We start from the raw sequence: 12,748 nt of genomic DNA, 5'->3' as shown, positions 1-12,748 counted from the left end.
AGCGGGTGCGCGCCGGCCCGGTCCTCCTCTCCCTGGTGCTGCTCGGCGGGCTGACGGCCTGCACCGGCAGCACCCCCCTGCCCACACCCTCGGTCACCGGTGGCGTCGGCACCCCGGCGCCCACCGAGACCCTGCTGCCCTCACCAACGGCGACCGTCTCCACGGTCGGCGGGCTGGCCGAGGGATTCCCGGCCGACCTGGTCCCGGTGCCGGAGTGCAGTGAGATCCTGATGTCCGCCGCCGAACCGGATCCGGACACCGGGCTGACCACCGTGAGCCTGAACCTGCGCAGCGTGCTGGGCACCGAGGACCTGGTCGCCGCCTACCGCGCACCGCTGACCGCCGCCGGATTCGTCGAGACGGCCACCGACCCGGGCGCCGGACTCGCCGCCAGCTCCACCTTCGTGCGGGGCGACGGCAGCGAGGTGCTCACCCTGGGCGTGCTGGACCGCGACGGCGTGCGCACGGTGACCATCGGCGGAACCGTCAGGCTGTAGCCCGCGCGACCAGGCCGTACGCTCGCAGGGTGAACGACGCCACCCCTCTGGTCGACCTGGAGGGCGTGCGCGCCCAGGTGGACGCCCAGCTCACCGCCCACCTCGACGCGCTGGAACCGGAGCTGGCCGGGATGGGCGCCGGCACCGCCCCGCTGATCCAGGCGCTGCGCCTGATGCTGTCCGGTGGCAAGCGACTGCGGGCGGCGTTCTGCTATTGGTCCTGGCGAGCCCACGGCGGCGACCGCACCGGTGACGGCGCCACCGCGGCGCTCCGGGTCGGTGCGGCGCTCGAGCTGTTCCAGGCCGCCGCGCTGTTCCACGACGACGTGATGGACGACTCGGACACGCGGCGCGGGCTGCCCGCCGCACACCGCAGCTTCGCGCACACCCACCGCACCGCCGAGTGGTCCGGCGACGACCGGCGCTACGGCGAGTCGGCCGCGATCCTGCTGGGCGACCTGGCGCTGATCGCCGCCGAGCGGGAGTTCTCCGCCGCGGTGGTCGGCATCGATCCGGTACGGGCGACCCGGGCCCGGGCGGTCTTCGACCGGATGCGCACCGAGGTCACCGTCGGCCAGTACCTGGATCTGCAGGCACAGGTGCTGCCGTGGGGCACCGACCCGGCAGGCGACGAGCAGCGTGCCCGGGAGGTGATCCGGGCCAAGACCGCGCGGTACAGCGTCGAGCACCCGATCCTGATGGGCGCCGCGCTGGCCGGTGCGGACGACCTGGCGCTCGCCGCGGCCAGCGCCTTCGGGCTCCCGCTCGGCGAGGCGTTCCAGCTCCGCGACGACCTGCTCGGGGTGTTCGGCGACCCGGCCACCACCGGCAAGCCCGCCGGGGACGACCTGCGCGAGGGCAAGCGCACCGTGCTGGTGGCCCGGGCGATGGCGGCGGCCGGTCGCGCCGGGGAGCTCCCGGTGATGGAACGCCTGCGCACCGAGCTCGGCGACCGCGGCATGGACGAGGACGCCTGCCTGGCGTTGGCGGAGCTGATCCGCAGCACCGGCGCCGTGGACGAGGTCGAGCAGCTGATCGACCTGCTGGTCGCGGAGGCCGAGCGGGCCTGGGCGATGGCGACGCTGGCGGACCCGGGGCGGGAGATGCTGCTCCGGCTGGGCCGGGCCGCCGTGCAGCGACAGGCCTGACCGGCTGCTAGAGCTCGGCCTGCGCCAGACGCCGCACCGCGGTCTTGTGGCCCGCGCGCAGCAGGTCGATCGGGCGGCCCGGCAGCGAGTCGTCGGGGGTGTAGAGCCAGGCGATCGCCTCGCCGTAGCTGAACCGGGCGTCGCCGAGCAGCGTCAGCGTGCCCTGCAGCGACGCGAGCACCGTGGCACTGCCGCCCTCGTCCCGCTCGTCCGCACTGGGGTTCGCGGCGTCGATCGGCACCAGGAACTCGGCGGGGATGCTGAGCACCGGCGGGTCGCCCCGGCGGACACCCGCGAGCCGACCCTCCTTGAGCAGGCGGCGGACGCGTCCGGCGTCCACGCCCAGCGCGTCGGCGACATCGGGGATCGTGAGCCAGGAGTCGACGAGGTCCTCCGGCTGGTTCAAGGCGGTCACGCCCGGCAGCCTACGCCCGGGTGACCTGCGGACCCGCCGCCACCCGATCCGGCGGCGAACCAGACAATCCGCCGCTTCGACTTCCCACTCCCGCGGAGGTGCATTACCGTCACACCAGTCACAACAGTCACATGTGCCTCATACGTGCCTCCTTCCTCAGGAGCACCACGGACACCGACAGCCACACCTCAGCCCCAGGGATCTCTCATGACGCAGTCCGCACTCGCGATCGCCGACGACGCCCGCAGCCCCCGTCCGCGCGCCCGCCGCCTGGCGACGAACACCGGCGCGACCCTGGCTCTGGCCGCTCTCGCGGTGGGCACCTCCTCCTCGATCGCCCACGCGGACGAGGAGTACACCGTCCGCAAGGGCGACACGGTCAGCCACATCGCCAAGCAGTTCGGCACCACCGTCTCCGCGGTCCGCACCGCGAACGGCCTGAACGCCTCGGGCTTCATCCGGGAGGGCCAGACCCTCACCATCCCCACCACCGGCACGACGACCGGGACCCCCGCCGCGACGCCGGCCGCGACCGGGAGCCACACCGTGGCGCAGGGCGAGACGGTCTCCGCGATCGCCGCCCGCTACGGCAGCACCGTCGACGCGATCGTGTCGGCGAACGGGCTGGACGCCCGCGCCTTCATCCGCGCCGGACAGACGTTGACCATCCCCGGCGCAGGAGCCCCCGCGGCGACGACCACCGGCACCTCGACCGGCGGCAGCCACACGGTCGCGCAGGGCGAGACGGTCTCCGCGATCGCCGCCCGCTACGGCACCACGGTGAGCGCCGTCGTCTCGGCGAACGGACTGAATGCGCAGGCGTTCATCCGCGCGGGACAGACCCTGACCATCCCCGGCGCCACGACGGCGGCGACGGTCACCACGACCAGCGCCTCCGGTGAGCAGCTGGTCGGCAGCACCTTCCTGGGCCGAACCTACCCGGCCGCCACCGTGGCCTCGGCGAACGAGAACAAGGCCACCCTGCTCGCAGTCGGGGTGCCCTCCACCTCGCAGATGCAGGACAAGGTTGCCAGCACCGCCCGCCAGATGGGCGTCGACCCGTCGCTGGCGCAGGCGATCGCCTTCCAGGAGTCCGGCTTCGACCACACCTCGGTCTCCCCCGCGAACGCGATCGGCGTGATGCAGGTCATCCCGACCTCCGGCGACTGGGCCTCCGACCTGGTGGGTCGCGAGCTCAACCTGCTCGACCCGGACGACAACGTGGTCGCGGGCGTCGCGATCATCCGTCAGCTGCTGAAGTCCACCGGCGGGGACACCGCGACCGCCATCGCGGCCTATTACCAGGGCCTCGGCTCGGTGCGCAGCAACGGGATGTTCGCCGACACCCGCCGCTACGTGGCCAACGTCCAGACGCTCACGGCACGCTTCTGACCCACGGCATCCCCGGGTTCTCCTGGGGTCGCCCGTAGACTCCAGCCCGTGGGAACCACTATCACCGATCCGCTCGTCGGCCAGCTGGTCGACGGCCGGTACCAGGTCGTCTCGCGGATCGCGCGCGGCGGCATGGCCACCGTCTACCTGGCGGTGGATCGACGGCTCGACCGCGAGGTCGCGCTCAAGGTGATGCATCCGCACCTGGCGGAGTCCTCCGGTGGCGCGGACTTCGTGGCCCGGTTCCGCCGGGAGGCGCGCGCCGCGGCACGGCTCACCCACCCCGGCCTGGTCTCCGTCTTCGACCAGGGGCTGGACGGGGAGACGTCCTACCTGACGATGGAGTACGTCTCCGGCGGCAACCTGCGGCACCGGCTGGCCGCCCGCGGCTCGTTGGCCGTCGGCGAGGCCCTGGATCTGGCCGACGCGGTGCTCGACGCGCTGTCCGCCGCCCATCGCGCCGGGCTGGTCCACCGGGACATCAAGCCCGAGAACGTGCTGCTCACCGCGGAGGACCGGGTCAAGGTCGGCGACTTCGGACTGGCCCGCGCGGTCACCGAGGTCACCTCCGCCACCACCGGCACCGTGCTCGGCACCGTCGCCTACCTGGCCCCCGAGCTGGTCACCCGGGGCGCCAGTGACGCCCGGACCGATGTGTACGCCACCGGCGTCCTGCTCTACGAGGCGATCACCGGCCGCCAGCCCTTCACCGGCGAGACCCCGATCCAGATCGCGTTCCAGCACGTGAACGACGACGTGCCGCCGCCCTCCGACATCGCCGACTGGCTGCCCACCGAGGTGGACGCCCTGGTCGGCGCCCTGACCGCCCGTGACCCGGACGACAGACCCGCCGACGCCGCGGCCGCGCTCGCCCTGCTCCGCCGCACCCGGGACGAGCTGGACGAAGCCACCCTGGCCCGCCGGGTCGACGTCGAGCCCAGCACCCCGGTCCTCCCGGCCGACGAGGACGACGACGAGAGCGCCGCGGACGAGGCGGCAGCCGCCGGCGACGCCCCGACCTCGAAGATCGAGGCGCTGTCCCGCGGCGGCACGGTCGCGCTGCCGATCGGCCTGGGCGCGGACCCGGCGTCCGGCTCCCCCACCCCGGCCCCGCGCCGGCGGCGACGCCGGATCCTGGTCGTCGCCGCGGTGCTGCTGGCCACCGCGCTGATCGGCGGCGGGACGTGGTGGTTCCAGACTCTCGGACCCGGCGCGTACACCACGGTCCCGTCGGTCGAGTCCCTCACCGAGGACCAGGCCCGCCAGGCGCTCGACGACGCCGGGCTGGACGTGGACGTGGAACAGGCCTTCGACGACGCTGCCGCGGCGGGCACCGTGTTCGACTCCTCGCCGGGCTCCGGCGAACGGGTCCGCAAGGACGGCACCGTCACGCTCACCGTGTCCCGCGGCCCGGACGTGGTCGCGGTGCCCGACGGCATCGTCGGCGCCCTTCAGGCCGACGCCGAGTCCGCGCTGACGTCCGCGGGCCTGACCGTGGACTACGAGGACGCCGAGTACTCCGACGACGTCGCCAACGGCATCGTGCTCGCGCTCACCGGGCAGGACGGCGGGGACCTCGCGCCGAACACCAGCCTCAAGCGCGACACCACCGTGCTGCTCACCGTGTCGAAGGGACCGGAGCCGGTCACCGTGTTCTCCGTGGTCGGCGCGACCCTCGACACCGCGACCGCCCAACTCGCCGACGCGGGGCTGAAGCTCACGTCGGAGGAGGTGTTCTCCGACACCGTGCCGGCCGGCAGCGTGGTCGAGCAGGACCCGGTCGCGGGCACCGCGGCGCACCGGACCGACACCGTGCACGTGACGGTGTCGAAGGGGCCGGAGATGGTGACCGTGCCCAATCTGCGCGGCAAGCAGTACGACGAGGCGAAGCAGATCCTCGAGGGCCTGGGCCTGGTCGCCGACCGCCAGAACATCCTGGGCGGCATCTTCGGCACCGTCCGCGACCAGAGCGTCGGAGCGGACACCCAGGTCGCGAAGGGCAGCACAGTCACCCTGACCGTCGTCTGACCCGCCCGCCCCGCACACACGGGAACGGCCCGGCCGGGGCCCACCACGAACCCCGGCCGGGCCGTCGCCCGGTGTCACCGCGTCACTTGGCGGTGAGGTTGCCTCCGTTGGTGCGGATCACGTCCGCGTACCAGTGGAAGGACTTCTTCTTGTAGCGGTCCAGCGTGCCGGAGCCGTCGTCGTTGCGGTCGACGTAGATGAAGCCGTACCGCTTGCTGAGCTGGGCGGTCGACGCCGACACCAGGTCGATGCAGCCCCAGGTGGTGTAGCCGAGCACCTCGACGCCGTCCTGGATGGCCTCCCCGACCTGGTACAGGTGGTCGTTGAGGTAGGCGATCCGGTAGTCGTCCTCGACGGTCTTGACACCGTCGACCTCGACCAGCCGGTCCTTGGCGCCCAGACCGTTCTCCACGATGAACAGCGGCTTCTGCCACCGCTCCCAGAACTGGTTCATCACGATCCGCAGGCCGACCGGGTCGATCTGCCAGCCCCACTCGGAGGCCTCCAGCGTCGGGTTCGGCGCACCGAGGATCAGGTTGCCCTCGGACGGGATCTTCGACGCGTCGGCGGTCTGGGTGGAGCTCATGTAGTAGCTGAACGACACGAAGTCGACCGTGTGCTCCTTGAGCAGCGCGCGGTCCTCGTCGGTGATGTTCAGCTCCACGCCCAGCTCGCGCAGCTGGCGCAGCAGGTAGCCCGGGTACTCGCCGCGCACGTGCACGTCGCCGAAGGCCAGGTTCTCGTGGTCGGCCCGCTGCGCCGCCAGCGCGTCCTGCGGGTCCGGGGTCAGCGGGTAGAACGGCACCGCGATGACCATGCAGCCGATCATGGCCTGCGGCACCAGCTCGCGGGCGATCTTGGTGGCCAGCGAGGACGCGACCAGCTCGTGGTGGACGGCCTGGTACAGGTCCTGCTTGGTGAGCTGGTCCTTCGGCGTGAGGATGCCGCCGCTCATCAGCGGGGCGTGCAGCACGGAGTTGATCTCGTTGAAGGTCAGCCAGTACTTCACCCGGGAGCCGTACCGCGCGAAGATCGTCCGCACGTAGGTCTCGAAGAACCCGATCAGGTCGCGGGAGACCCAGCCGTCGTACTTCTGGGCCAGGGCGAGCGGCGTCTCGTAGTGGGAGATGGTGACCAGCGGCTCGATGCCGTGCTTCTCCAGCTCGTCCAGCAGCCGGTCGTAGAAGGCCAGGCCCTCCTCGTTCGGCTCCGCGTCGTCACCGTTCGGGAAGATCCGGGACCAGGCGATCGAGAACCGGTAGGTCCGGAAGCCCATCTCCGCGAACAGCGCGATGTCCTCGGCGTACCGGTGGTAGTGGTCGATGCCCTGGAGCTTCAGGTTCTCCGGCGTCGGCTCCGCGGTGGGCGGACCCGAGATGCCCTGGGGCATGACGTCCTGGATGGACGGGCCCTTGCCGCCCTCGTCGTAGGCGCCCTCCAACTGGTTCGCGGCGGTGGCGCCACCCCACAGGAAGCCATCGGGGAACGGGGTCGTGGCAGTCACTTCAGTGCACCTCTCGTCGTCGTCGACTGTTGTGATCACAGGCCGAGCAGCTGCTTGACCTGCGGGTCCGTGAGCTCGAGTGCGGCAGCCCGGGCCTCGGAGGCGGTACGGGCCGCACGAGCGGCGGCCGCGATCTCCTGGCAGCGCGCCAGGGAGTGTCCTCGCACGGCGGCACGGACGGCCGGCACCGCGGAGGGTGACATCGACAGGCTGGTGACGCCCAGCCCGGTGAGCACCAGCGCCATCAGCGGGTCGGAGGCGGACTCGCCGCACACGCCCACCGGCTTCGACTGGGCCCTGCCGCCGTCGGCGGTGGCCGCGACCAGGTCGAGCACCGCGGGCTGCCACGGGTCGAGCAGGTCGGACAGCTCGCCGCGCAGACGGTCGGTGGCCATCGTGTACTGCGCCAGGTCGTTCGTGCCCAGGGACACGAAGTCGACGTCCTGCAGCACGTCCGCGCAGCGCAGCGCGACCGCCGGGACCTCGACCATCACGCCCACGGTCTTCAGCCCGGCGTCCCGCGCGGCGGCGGCGAAGTCGGCGGCCTCGGACGGGGTCGCGATCATCGGCGCCATCACCCACAGCTCGGCGCCGGTCTCCTGCTGGGCGCGCCCGAGGGCGGTCAGCTGGTCGGCCAGCAGCTGGGGCAGGGTGCGCACCAGGCGATAGCCGCGCACACCCAGCGCCGGGTTCTCCTCCACCGACTGCTGGGCGAACGCCAGCGGCTTGTCGGCACCGGCGTCGATGGTCCGGACGACGACCTTGCGGCCCGCGAAGGACCGCAGCACGGCGGTGTAGGTCTCCACCTGCTGGTCGACGGTGGGCGCGGTCTGCTGCTCGAGGAACAGCACCTCGGTGCGGAACAGTCCGACGCCCTCGACCGCGGTCGCGGCGGCGCGCTCGGCGTCCGCGGCGGTGCCGATGTTGGCGAGCAGCTGCACCCTGTGACCGTCGGAGGTGGCGCCCGGCTCGGTGTCCTGGGTCAGGCGATCGGCGGCGGCACGGCGGTCGGCGACCTCCTGCACCAGCGCGGCGTCCGGCTCGACCGTGACGGTGCCGGCGGCGGCGTCCACCACGACCACAGTGCCCGCGGTCAGCTCGGTGACCCCCGGCACCCGCACGATGCACGGCAGGCCGAGCTGGCCGGCGATGATCGCGGTGTGGCCGGTCGGGCCGCCCTGTTCGGTGACGATGCCGAGCACCTTGGTCAGGTCGAGCGCCGAGGTGTCCGCCGGGGACAGGTCCTCGGCGGCGACGACGGACGGCTCGGTGAGCTCGCCGAGGCCGGGCTCCGGGGCGCCGAGCACCTGGGCGATCACCCGGTCCTTGACGCTGCGCAGGTCGGTGACCCGCTCGGCCATGTAGCCGCCGACGGCGGCGAACATCTCGCACACCTGCTCGACGGCCTCCGACACCGCGTGCGCCGGGCCGGTGCCCGAGGCGAGGCGCTGCTCGACGTCGGCGATCAGCGCCGGGTCCTCGGCCATCTGGGCGGTGGCGCCGAGCACCTCGGCCAGGGTGCCCTCGGCGGAGTCGGCGCGCGCCTGCAGATCGGCGGCGACGGCGGTGAAGGCCGCCTGCACCCGTGCCAGATCGCCGTCGGCCGCGGGGGCCTCGTCGGCGGGCAGGGTGATCGCGGGACGGGCGACGGCGAGGGGTCCGAGGACGATGCCCCGGCCGACACCGACCCCGGTGAGGGTGTTCCCGGCCATCGCGCTCACACCCCGGCGGCGTCGAGGTCGGTCGACAGCAGCTCGGCGAGCTGGTCCAGCGCGGCGTCGGCGCCGTCGCCCTCGACGGTGAGCTCGGCGGTCTCGCCGTGCTTGAGGCCCAGACCCATGACCATGAGCAGGCTGGCGGCGTTCACGGCGGCGACGCCGGGACGGCCGATGGTGACCTGGGCGCCGGTGGCGGCGGCCGCCTTGGTGAAGATCCCCGCGGGACGGGCGTGCAGGCCCACGGACGAGGCGATGGTGACATTGCGCTGCGGCACTGGTCGGACTCCCCATTGCAGTCAAACGTGCGGTACACCCGCCGGCTTCTCCGCCGGCCGGGCAACAAAAAAGACCTGCACGGACCGCTGGTGCGGTCCGCGACAGGTCTTGCCTGATCGAGTCAGTAACAATCCTCGCGATGGCCAGATCGTTATACCCGCCCGGCGGAGCCCGGGTCAACCCGGGACCATCGACCCCCGACTTGACCAGCCCTGTTGACAGCTCCCGGCCCATGGGGCAGTCTGTGCGTCCGTCGCCCCCCTGGCGACCGCGCAGAACTGGGATTGTTACTGCTGGCAGCAGGCAAAACCCGAGCTGAGCGAGCTGACTCCATGCCTGGAGTCCGGCTTGCCACGGCTCGGGTTTTTTTGTTGCCCGGACGACCCCCGGGGGCGGCGCGACACGGATTCGAGGAGGAATCGTGGCTTCCGCCAGCAAGTACCAGACGATCGCCGAGGACGTCCTTCGCGGCGTCGGCGGCAAGGACAACGTCGCATCGGTCGTGCACTGCGCGACCCGCCTGCGGTTCCGCCTGAAGGACCGCAGCCAGGCCGACAAGGGCGCCGTCGAGGCGACCTCCGGCGTGATCACGGTGATGGAGTCGGGCGGCCAGTTCCAGGTCGTCATCGGCAACACCGTCCCCAAGGTGCACGAGGCGCTCGGCGAGCTCGGCGTGAACATCGGCACCGACTCGGATGCCGCCGGTGACGCCGAGGTCGGGAACAAGGGCAACCTGATGGCCCGGTTCATCGACATGATCACCAGCATCTTCACGCCGTTCCTGTGGATCCTGGCCGCCACCGGCCTGATCAAGGCGCTGCTGGCTCTGGTCGCGAAGATCACCCCCGACTTCGCCGGGGGCACCACCTACGCCATGTGGTACGCCGCCGGTGACGCCGCGTTCCAGCTGCTGCCGATCTTCATCGCGATCACCGCGGCCCGGAAGTTCAAGGCGAACGTCTACACCGCGGTCGCCATCGCGGCCGGCCTGCTCTACGGCAACCTGTTCGCGCAGATGGCCCTGGCGGACGGCTCCGTCGTCAACCTGCAGACCTTCTCCGCCGGTGGCGGGGACGTGACCTTCCTGGGCATCCCGCTGCTGCTCGGCATCCCGCAGGCCTTCGGCATGACCGTGGCCCTGCCCAGCGCGCTGTCCGCGGTGATCCCGATCATCATCGCGGTCTACGCCCAGTCCAAGTTCGAGCCGCTGGTCGCCAAGGTCCTGCCGGACTTCCTGCGCAACTTCGTCACCCCGATGATCGTGCTCGCCGTCCTGGTCCCGCTGACCTACATCCTGATCGCCCCGCTGGCCAACGTCGTCTCCTCCGGGATCTCGAACGGCATCAACGCGATCTGGGACACCGTGCCGTGGCTCGGTGGCGCCCTGATGGCCGGTCTGTGGCAGGTGTTCGTGATCTTCGGTGTGCACTGGGGCTTCGTGCCGATCATGACGAACGAGCTCACCGACCAGGGCTTCTCCTACCTGACCGCCGCGCTGTTCCCGGCCGTGCTGGCCCAGGCCGGTGCCGTCGTCGCCGTGATGATCCGCACCAAGAACAAGGACCTGCGCGCCGTCGCCGGTCCGGCCGCGGTCTCCGGCTTCCTGGCCGGCATCACCGAGCCCGCGATCTACGGCGTGACCCTGCGCCTGAAGAAGCCGTTCATCTACGCCGCGATCTCCGGCGCCGTCGGTGGCGCGATCGTCGCCGTCGGTGGCGGTGCGACCGACGTCTTCGCCCTGCCGGGCCTGATCACCATCACCGCCACTCTCAACCACGGCTTCACCTCCGTGGTGATCGGCACCGCGGTCGCCGTGGTGCTGGCCTTCGTGCTGACCCTGGTGCTCGGCTTCAAGGACATCCCGGCCAAGGACGAGGCCCCGACCGCCCCCGAGGCCACGGCGCCCGGGGCAGGCTCCCCCGCCGCGGGCTCCGGCACCGCCACCGCCACCCTGACCTCCACCCAGGTGATCGAGGTCGCCGCCCCGGTGAACGGCACCGTGGTGCCGCTGGCCGAGGTCAGCGACAAGGTGTTCTCCTCCGGCGCGCTGGGCAAGGGCGCCGGGGTGGTCCCCGCCGACGGCCGCGTGGTCTCCCCGATCAGCGGCACCGTGGTCAGCGTCCTGCCGCACGCCTACGGCCTGGTCTCGGACGACGGCGTCGAGGTGCTGGTGCACGTCGGGATCAACACCGTCGAGCTGGACGGCAAGGGCTTCACCCCGGCCGTGCAGCAGGGCGCCCAGGTCCTGCCCGGCACCGAGCTGGTCACCGTCGACCTGGACGTGATCCGCGCCGCCGGCCTGGACACCACCACCATCGTGCTGGTCACCAACTCGGACGCCTATGCCGACGTGGTGGCCGCTCCGGCCGGTGCGACCAGCACGGGCACGGCGCTGCTGACCGTGGTCGCCTGATCCTGACAGCGGAGCCGGATACCATCCGGTAGCCGCATGCCGAACGCCGGTGTCCCGGGCCTCGCGGCTCCGGACACCGGCGTGTCACCAGTGAATCGGAGCGCAGGTGCAGGTCACCAAGGTCTTCAACAACAACGTGCTGCTGGCCGCGGACGACCGCGGCCAGGAGTTCGTGCTGATGGGCAAGGGACTCGGCTTCCAGACCCGGCCGGGCGACGACGTGCGCCCGGACGAGGTGGAACGCACCTTCGTCCCCGGCGGGTCGACCACCCCGGAGCGGATCGCCGCGCTGGTGGAGGAGATCCCGGCCGAACGGATCGACCTCACCCAGGAGATCGTCGACCTGGCTCGCCAGCGCCTGGGCACCCAGATCGACTCGCACGTGATCATCCCGCTGGCCGACCACATCGTGTTCGCCCTGCACCGTGCTTCCGAGGGCCTCACCATCACCTACCCCCTGCAGTGGGAGGTGCTGCACCTCTACCCGCGCGAGGTGGCCTTCGCCCGGGAGGCTCTGGAGCTGATCCGCAGTCGCACCGGCGTCGAACTCCCCCAGCTGGAGGCCGTGCCGCTCGCCCTGCACTTCGTCAACGCGCAGTTCGGCGCGGACGACCTCAGCCGGACGATGGAGATGACCGAGGTGTTCGGCGCGGTGCTCGGCATCCTCCGCGAACAGCTCGGCCTCGCGCTGGACGAGGAGTCGCTGGACGTCGCCCGGTTCATCACCCACCTGCGCTACCTGGTGGTGCGCCAGCAGCGCGGGGTGATGCTGGAGGACCAGCAGGGCGTGCTCACCGACACCGTCCGCCGTCAGCACCCGCGCGCCTACGCCAGCGCGGAAGCGGTCCGCGACCTGCTGACCGAGCGCTTCGACTGGCGGATCAGCGGCGACGAGATGCTCTACCTCACCCTGCACATCGCCCGGCTCACCGGCGCGGTGTCCTGACCACCACGTCCCGACGGCGAGGGAGCCCGGAACCATGGACGATCACACCCTGGCGGCCACCGTGCTGGCTCTGGTCGGCGGACCGGAGAACGTCACCGAGGTGACATCCTGCTGGAGTCGCCTCCGCCTGGTGCTCCGGGACTGGGACGCCCGCGATGACGAGGCGCTCACCGCGCTGGACGAGGTGGCGATGGTGCTGGTGCAGGGCGGGCAGTTCCAGGTCGCGCTGGGTGCCCGCGCGATGCCGGTCAGCCGCGCGGTCCGCGAGCTGCTGGACGCCTGACGCGCCATCCCGCCGACCGGCCGGCCACATGCCGACCTCGGGGCAAGCTGCCCACGTGGGCACGCCCCGCTGACCTCGGCGCCCACCGCCGACCTCAGCGGCACCGGTGCGACATCCGCGGCTCCGGC

Annotated in this window: 11 protein-coding genes; 7 read left to right on the top strand and 4 right to left on the bottom strand. The window is 72.0% G+C overall.

Annotated elements, in window-relative coordinates; all coding sequences use genetic code 11:
* The coding region (locus tag OGL89_RS05235) for a hypothetical protein (protein WP_263118841.1) at nucleotides 1-497 on the top strand (497 nt) is incomplete at its 5' end.
* Nucleotides 498-526: 29 nt separating this feature from the next.
* Nucleotides 527-1,645 carry a polyprenyl synthetase family protein gene (locus OGL89_RS05230; protein ID WP_263118840.1) on the top strand — a complete coding sequence of 373 codons (1,119 nt, stop codon included), beginning with the start codon at nucleotides 527-529 and terminating at the stop codon, nucleotides 1,643-1,645.
* 7 nt (nucleotides 1,646-1,652) lie between these two features.
* On the opposite strand, the gene OGL89_RS05225 is transcribed toward OGL89_RS05230, so the two are convergent.
* Nucleotides 1,653-2,060: an Rv2175c family DNA-binding protein gene (locus OGL89_RS05225; protein ID WP_263118839.1), complete on the bottom strand. Its 408-nt coding sequence runs from the start codon at nucleotides 2,058-2,060 to the stop codon at nucleotides 1,653-1,655.
* A gap of 207 nt (nucleotides 2,061-2,267) precedes the next feature.
* Between OGL89_RS05225 and OGL89_RS05220 the strand changes: the two genes are divergently transcribed.
* Together OGL89_RS05220 and pknB are read left to right on the top strand one after the other, a co-directional pair.
* Nucleotides 2,268-3,452, top strand: coding sequence for a LysM peptidoglycan-binding domain-containing protein (locus OGL89_RS05220; protein ID WP_263118838.1), 1,185 nt, complete (start codon nucleotides 2,268-2,270; stop codon nucleotides 3,450-3,452).
* A 48-nt stretch (nucleotides 3,453-3,500) separates the two neighbouring features.
* Nucleotides 3,501-5,480 carry a Stk1 family PASTA domain-containing Ser/Thr kinase gene (gene pknB / locus OGL89_RS05215; RefSeq protein WP_263118837.1) on the top strand — a complete coding sequence of 660 codons (1,980 nt, stop codon included), beginning with the start codon at nucleotides 3,501-3,503 and terminating at the stop codon, nucleotides 5,478-5,480.
* Between the two features lie 82 nt (nucleotides 5,481-5,562).
* Here pknB and OGL89_RS05210 read toward each other — a convergent pair whose 3' ends face one another.
* From OGL89_RS05210 to OGL89_RS05200, 3 genes are read right to left on the bottom strand one after another with little or no spacing between them, the layout of a single operon-like run.
* Nucleotides 5,563-6,984: a glycoside hydrolase family 1 protein gene (locus OGL89_RS05210; RefSeq protein WP_263118836.1), complete on the bottom strand. Its 1,422-nt coding sequence runs from the start codon at nucleotides 6,982-6,984 to the stop codon at nucleotides 5,563-5,565.
* Nucleotides 6,985-7,019: 35 nt separating this feature from the next.
* A complete protein-coding gene (gene ptsP / locus OGL89_RS05205; protein ID WP_263118835.1) occupies nucleotides 7,020-8,696 on the bottom strand; it encodes a phosphoenolpyruvate--protein phosphotransferase in 1,677 nt (558 codons plus the stop codon).
* A 5-nt stretch (nucleotides 8,697-8,701) separates the two neighbouring features.
* Nucleotides 8,702-8,977, bottom strand: coding sequence for an HPr family phosphocarrier protein (locus OGL89_RS05200; protein WP_263118834.1), 276 nt, complete (start codon nucleotides 8,975-8,977; stop codon nucleotides 8,702-8,704).
* A gap of 422 nt (nucleotides 8,978-9,399) precedes the next feature.
* On the opposite strand from OGL89_RS05200, the gene OGL89_RS05195 reads away from it, so the two are divergent.
* The 3 genes from OGL89_RS05195 to OGL89_RS05185 all read left to right on the top strand — a co-directional run bounded on the left by OGL89_RS05195 (nucleotide 9,400) and on the right by OGL89_RS05185 (nucleotide 12,620).
* Nucleotides 9,400-11,391: a beta-glucoside-specific PTS transporter subunit IIABC gene (locus OGL89_RS05195; protein ID WP_263118833.1), complete on the top strand. Its 1,992-nt coding sequence runs from the start codon at nucleotides 9,400-9,402 to the stop codon at nucleotides 11,389-11,391.
* 106 nt (nucleotides 11,392-11,497) lie between these two features.
* The gene (locus OGL89_RS17125; protein ID WP_263118832.1) at nucleotides 11,498-12,337 is read left to right on the top strand and encodes a PRD domain-containing protein; all 840 of its coding nucleotides are present in this window, start codon (nucleotides 11,498-11,500) and stop codon (nucleotides 12,335-12,337) included.
* A gap of 34 nt (nucleotides 12,338-12,371) precedes the next feature.
* Nucleotides 12,372-12,620, top strand: coding sequence for a PTS transporter subunit EIIB (locus OGL89_RS05185; RefSeq protein ID WP_263118831.1), 249 nt, complete (start codon nucleotides 12,372-12,374; stop codon nucleotides 12,618-12,620).
* Nucleotides 12,621-12,748 lie beyond the last annotated feature (128 nt).

The sequence above is a fragment of the Cellulomonas sp. RIT-PI-Y genome, from assembly GCF_025642745.1.
In the GTDB taxonomy this organism is placed as follows: domain Bacteria; phylum Actinomycetota; class Actinomycetes; order Actinomycetales; family Cellulomonadaceae; genus Cellulomonas.
This window is presented reverse-complemented; position numbering and strand designations above follow the sequence as displayed.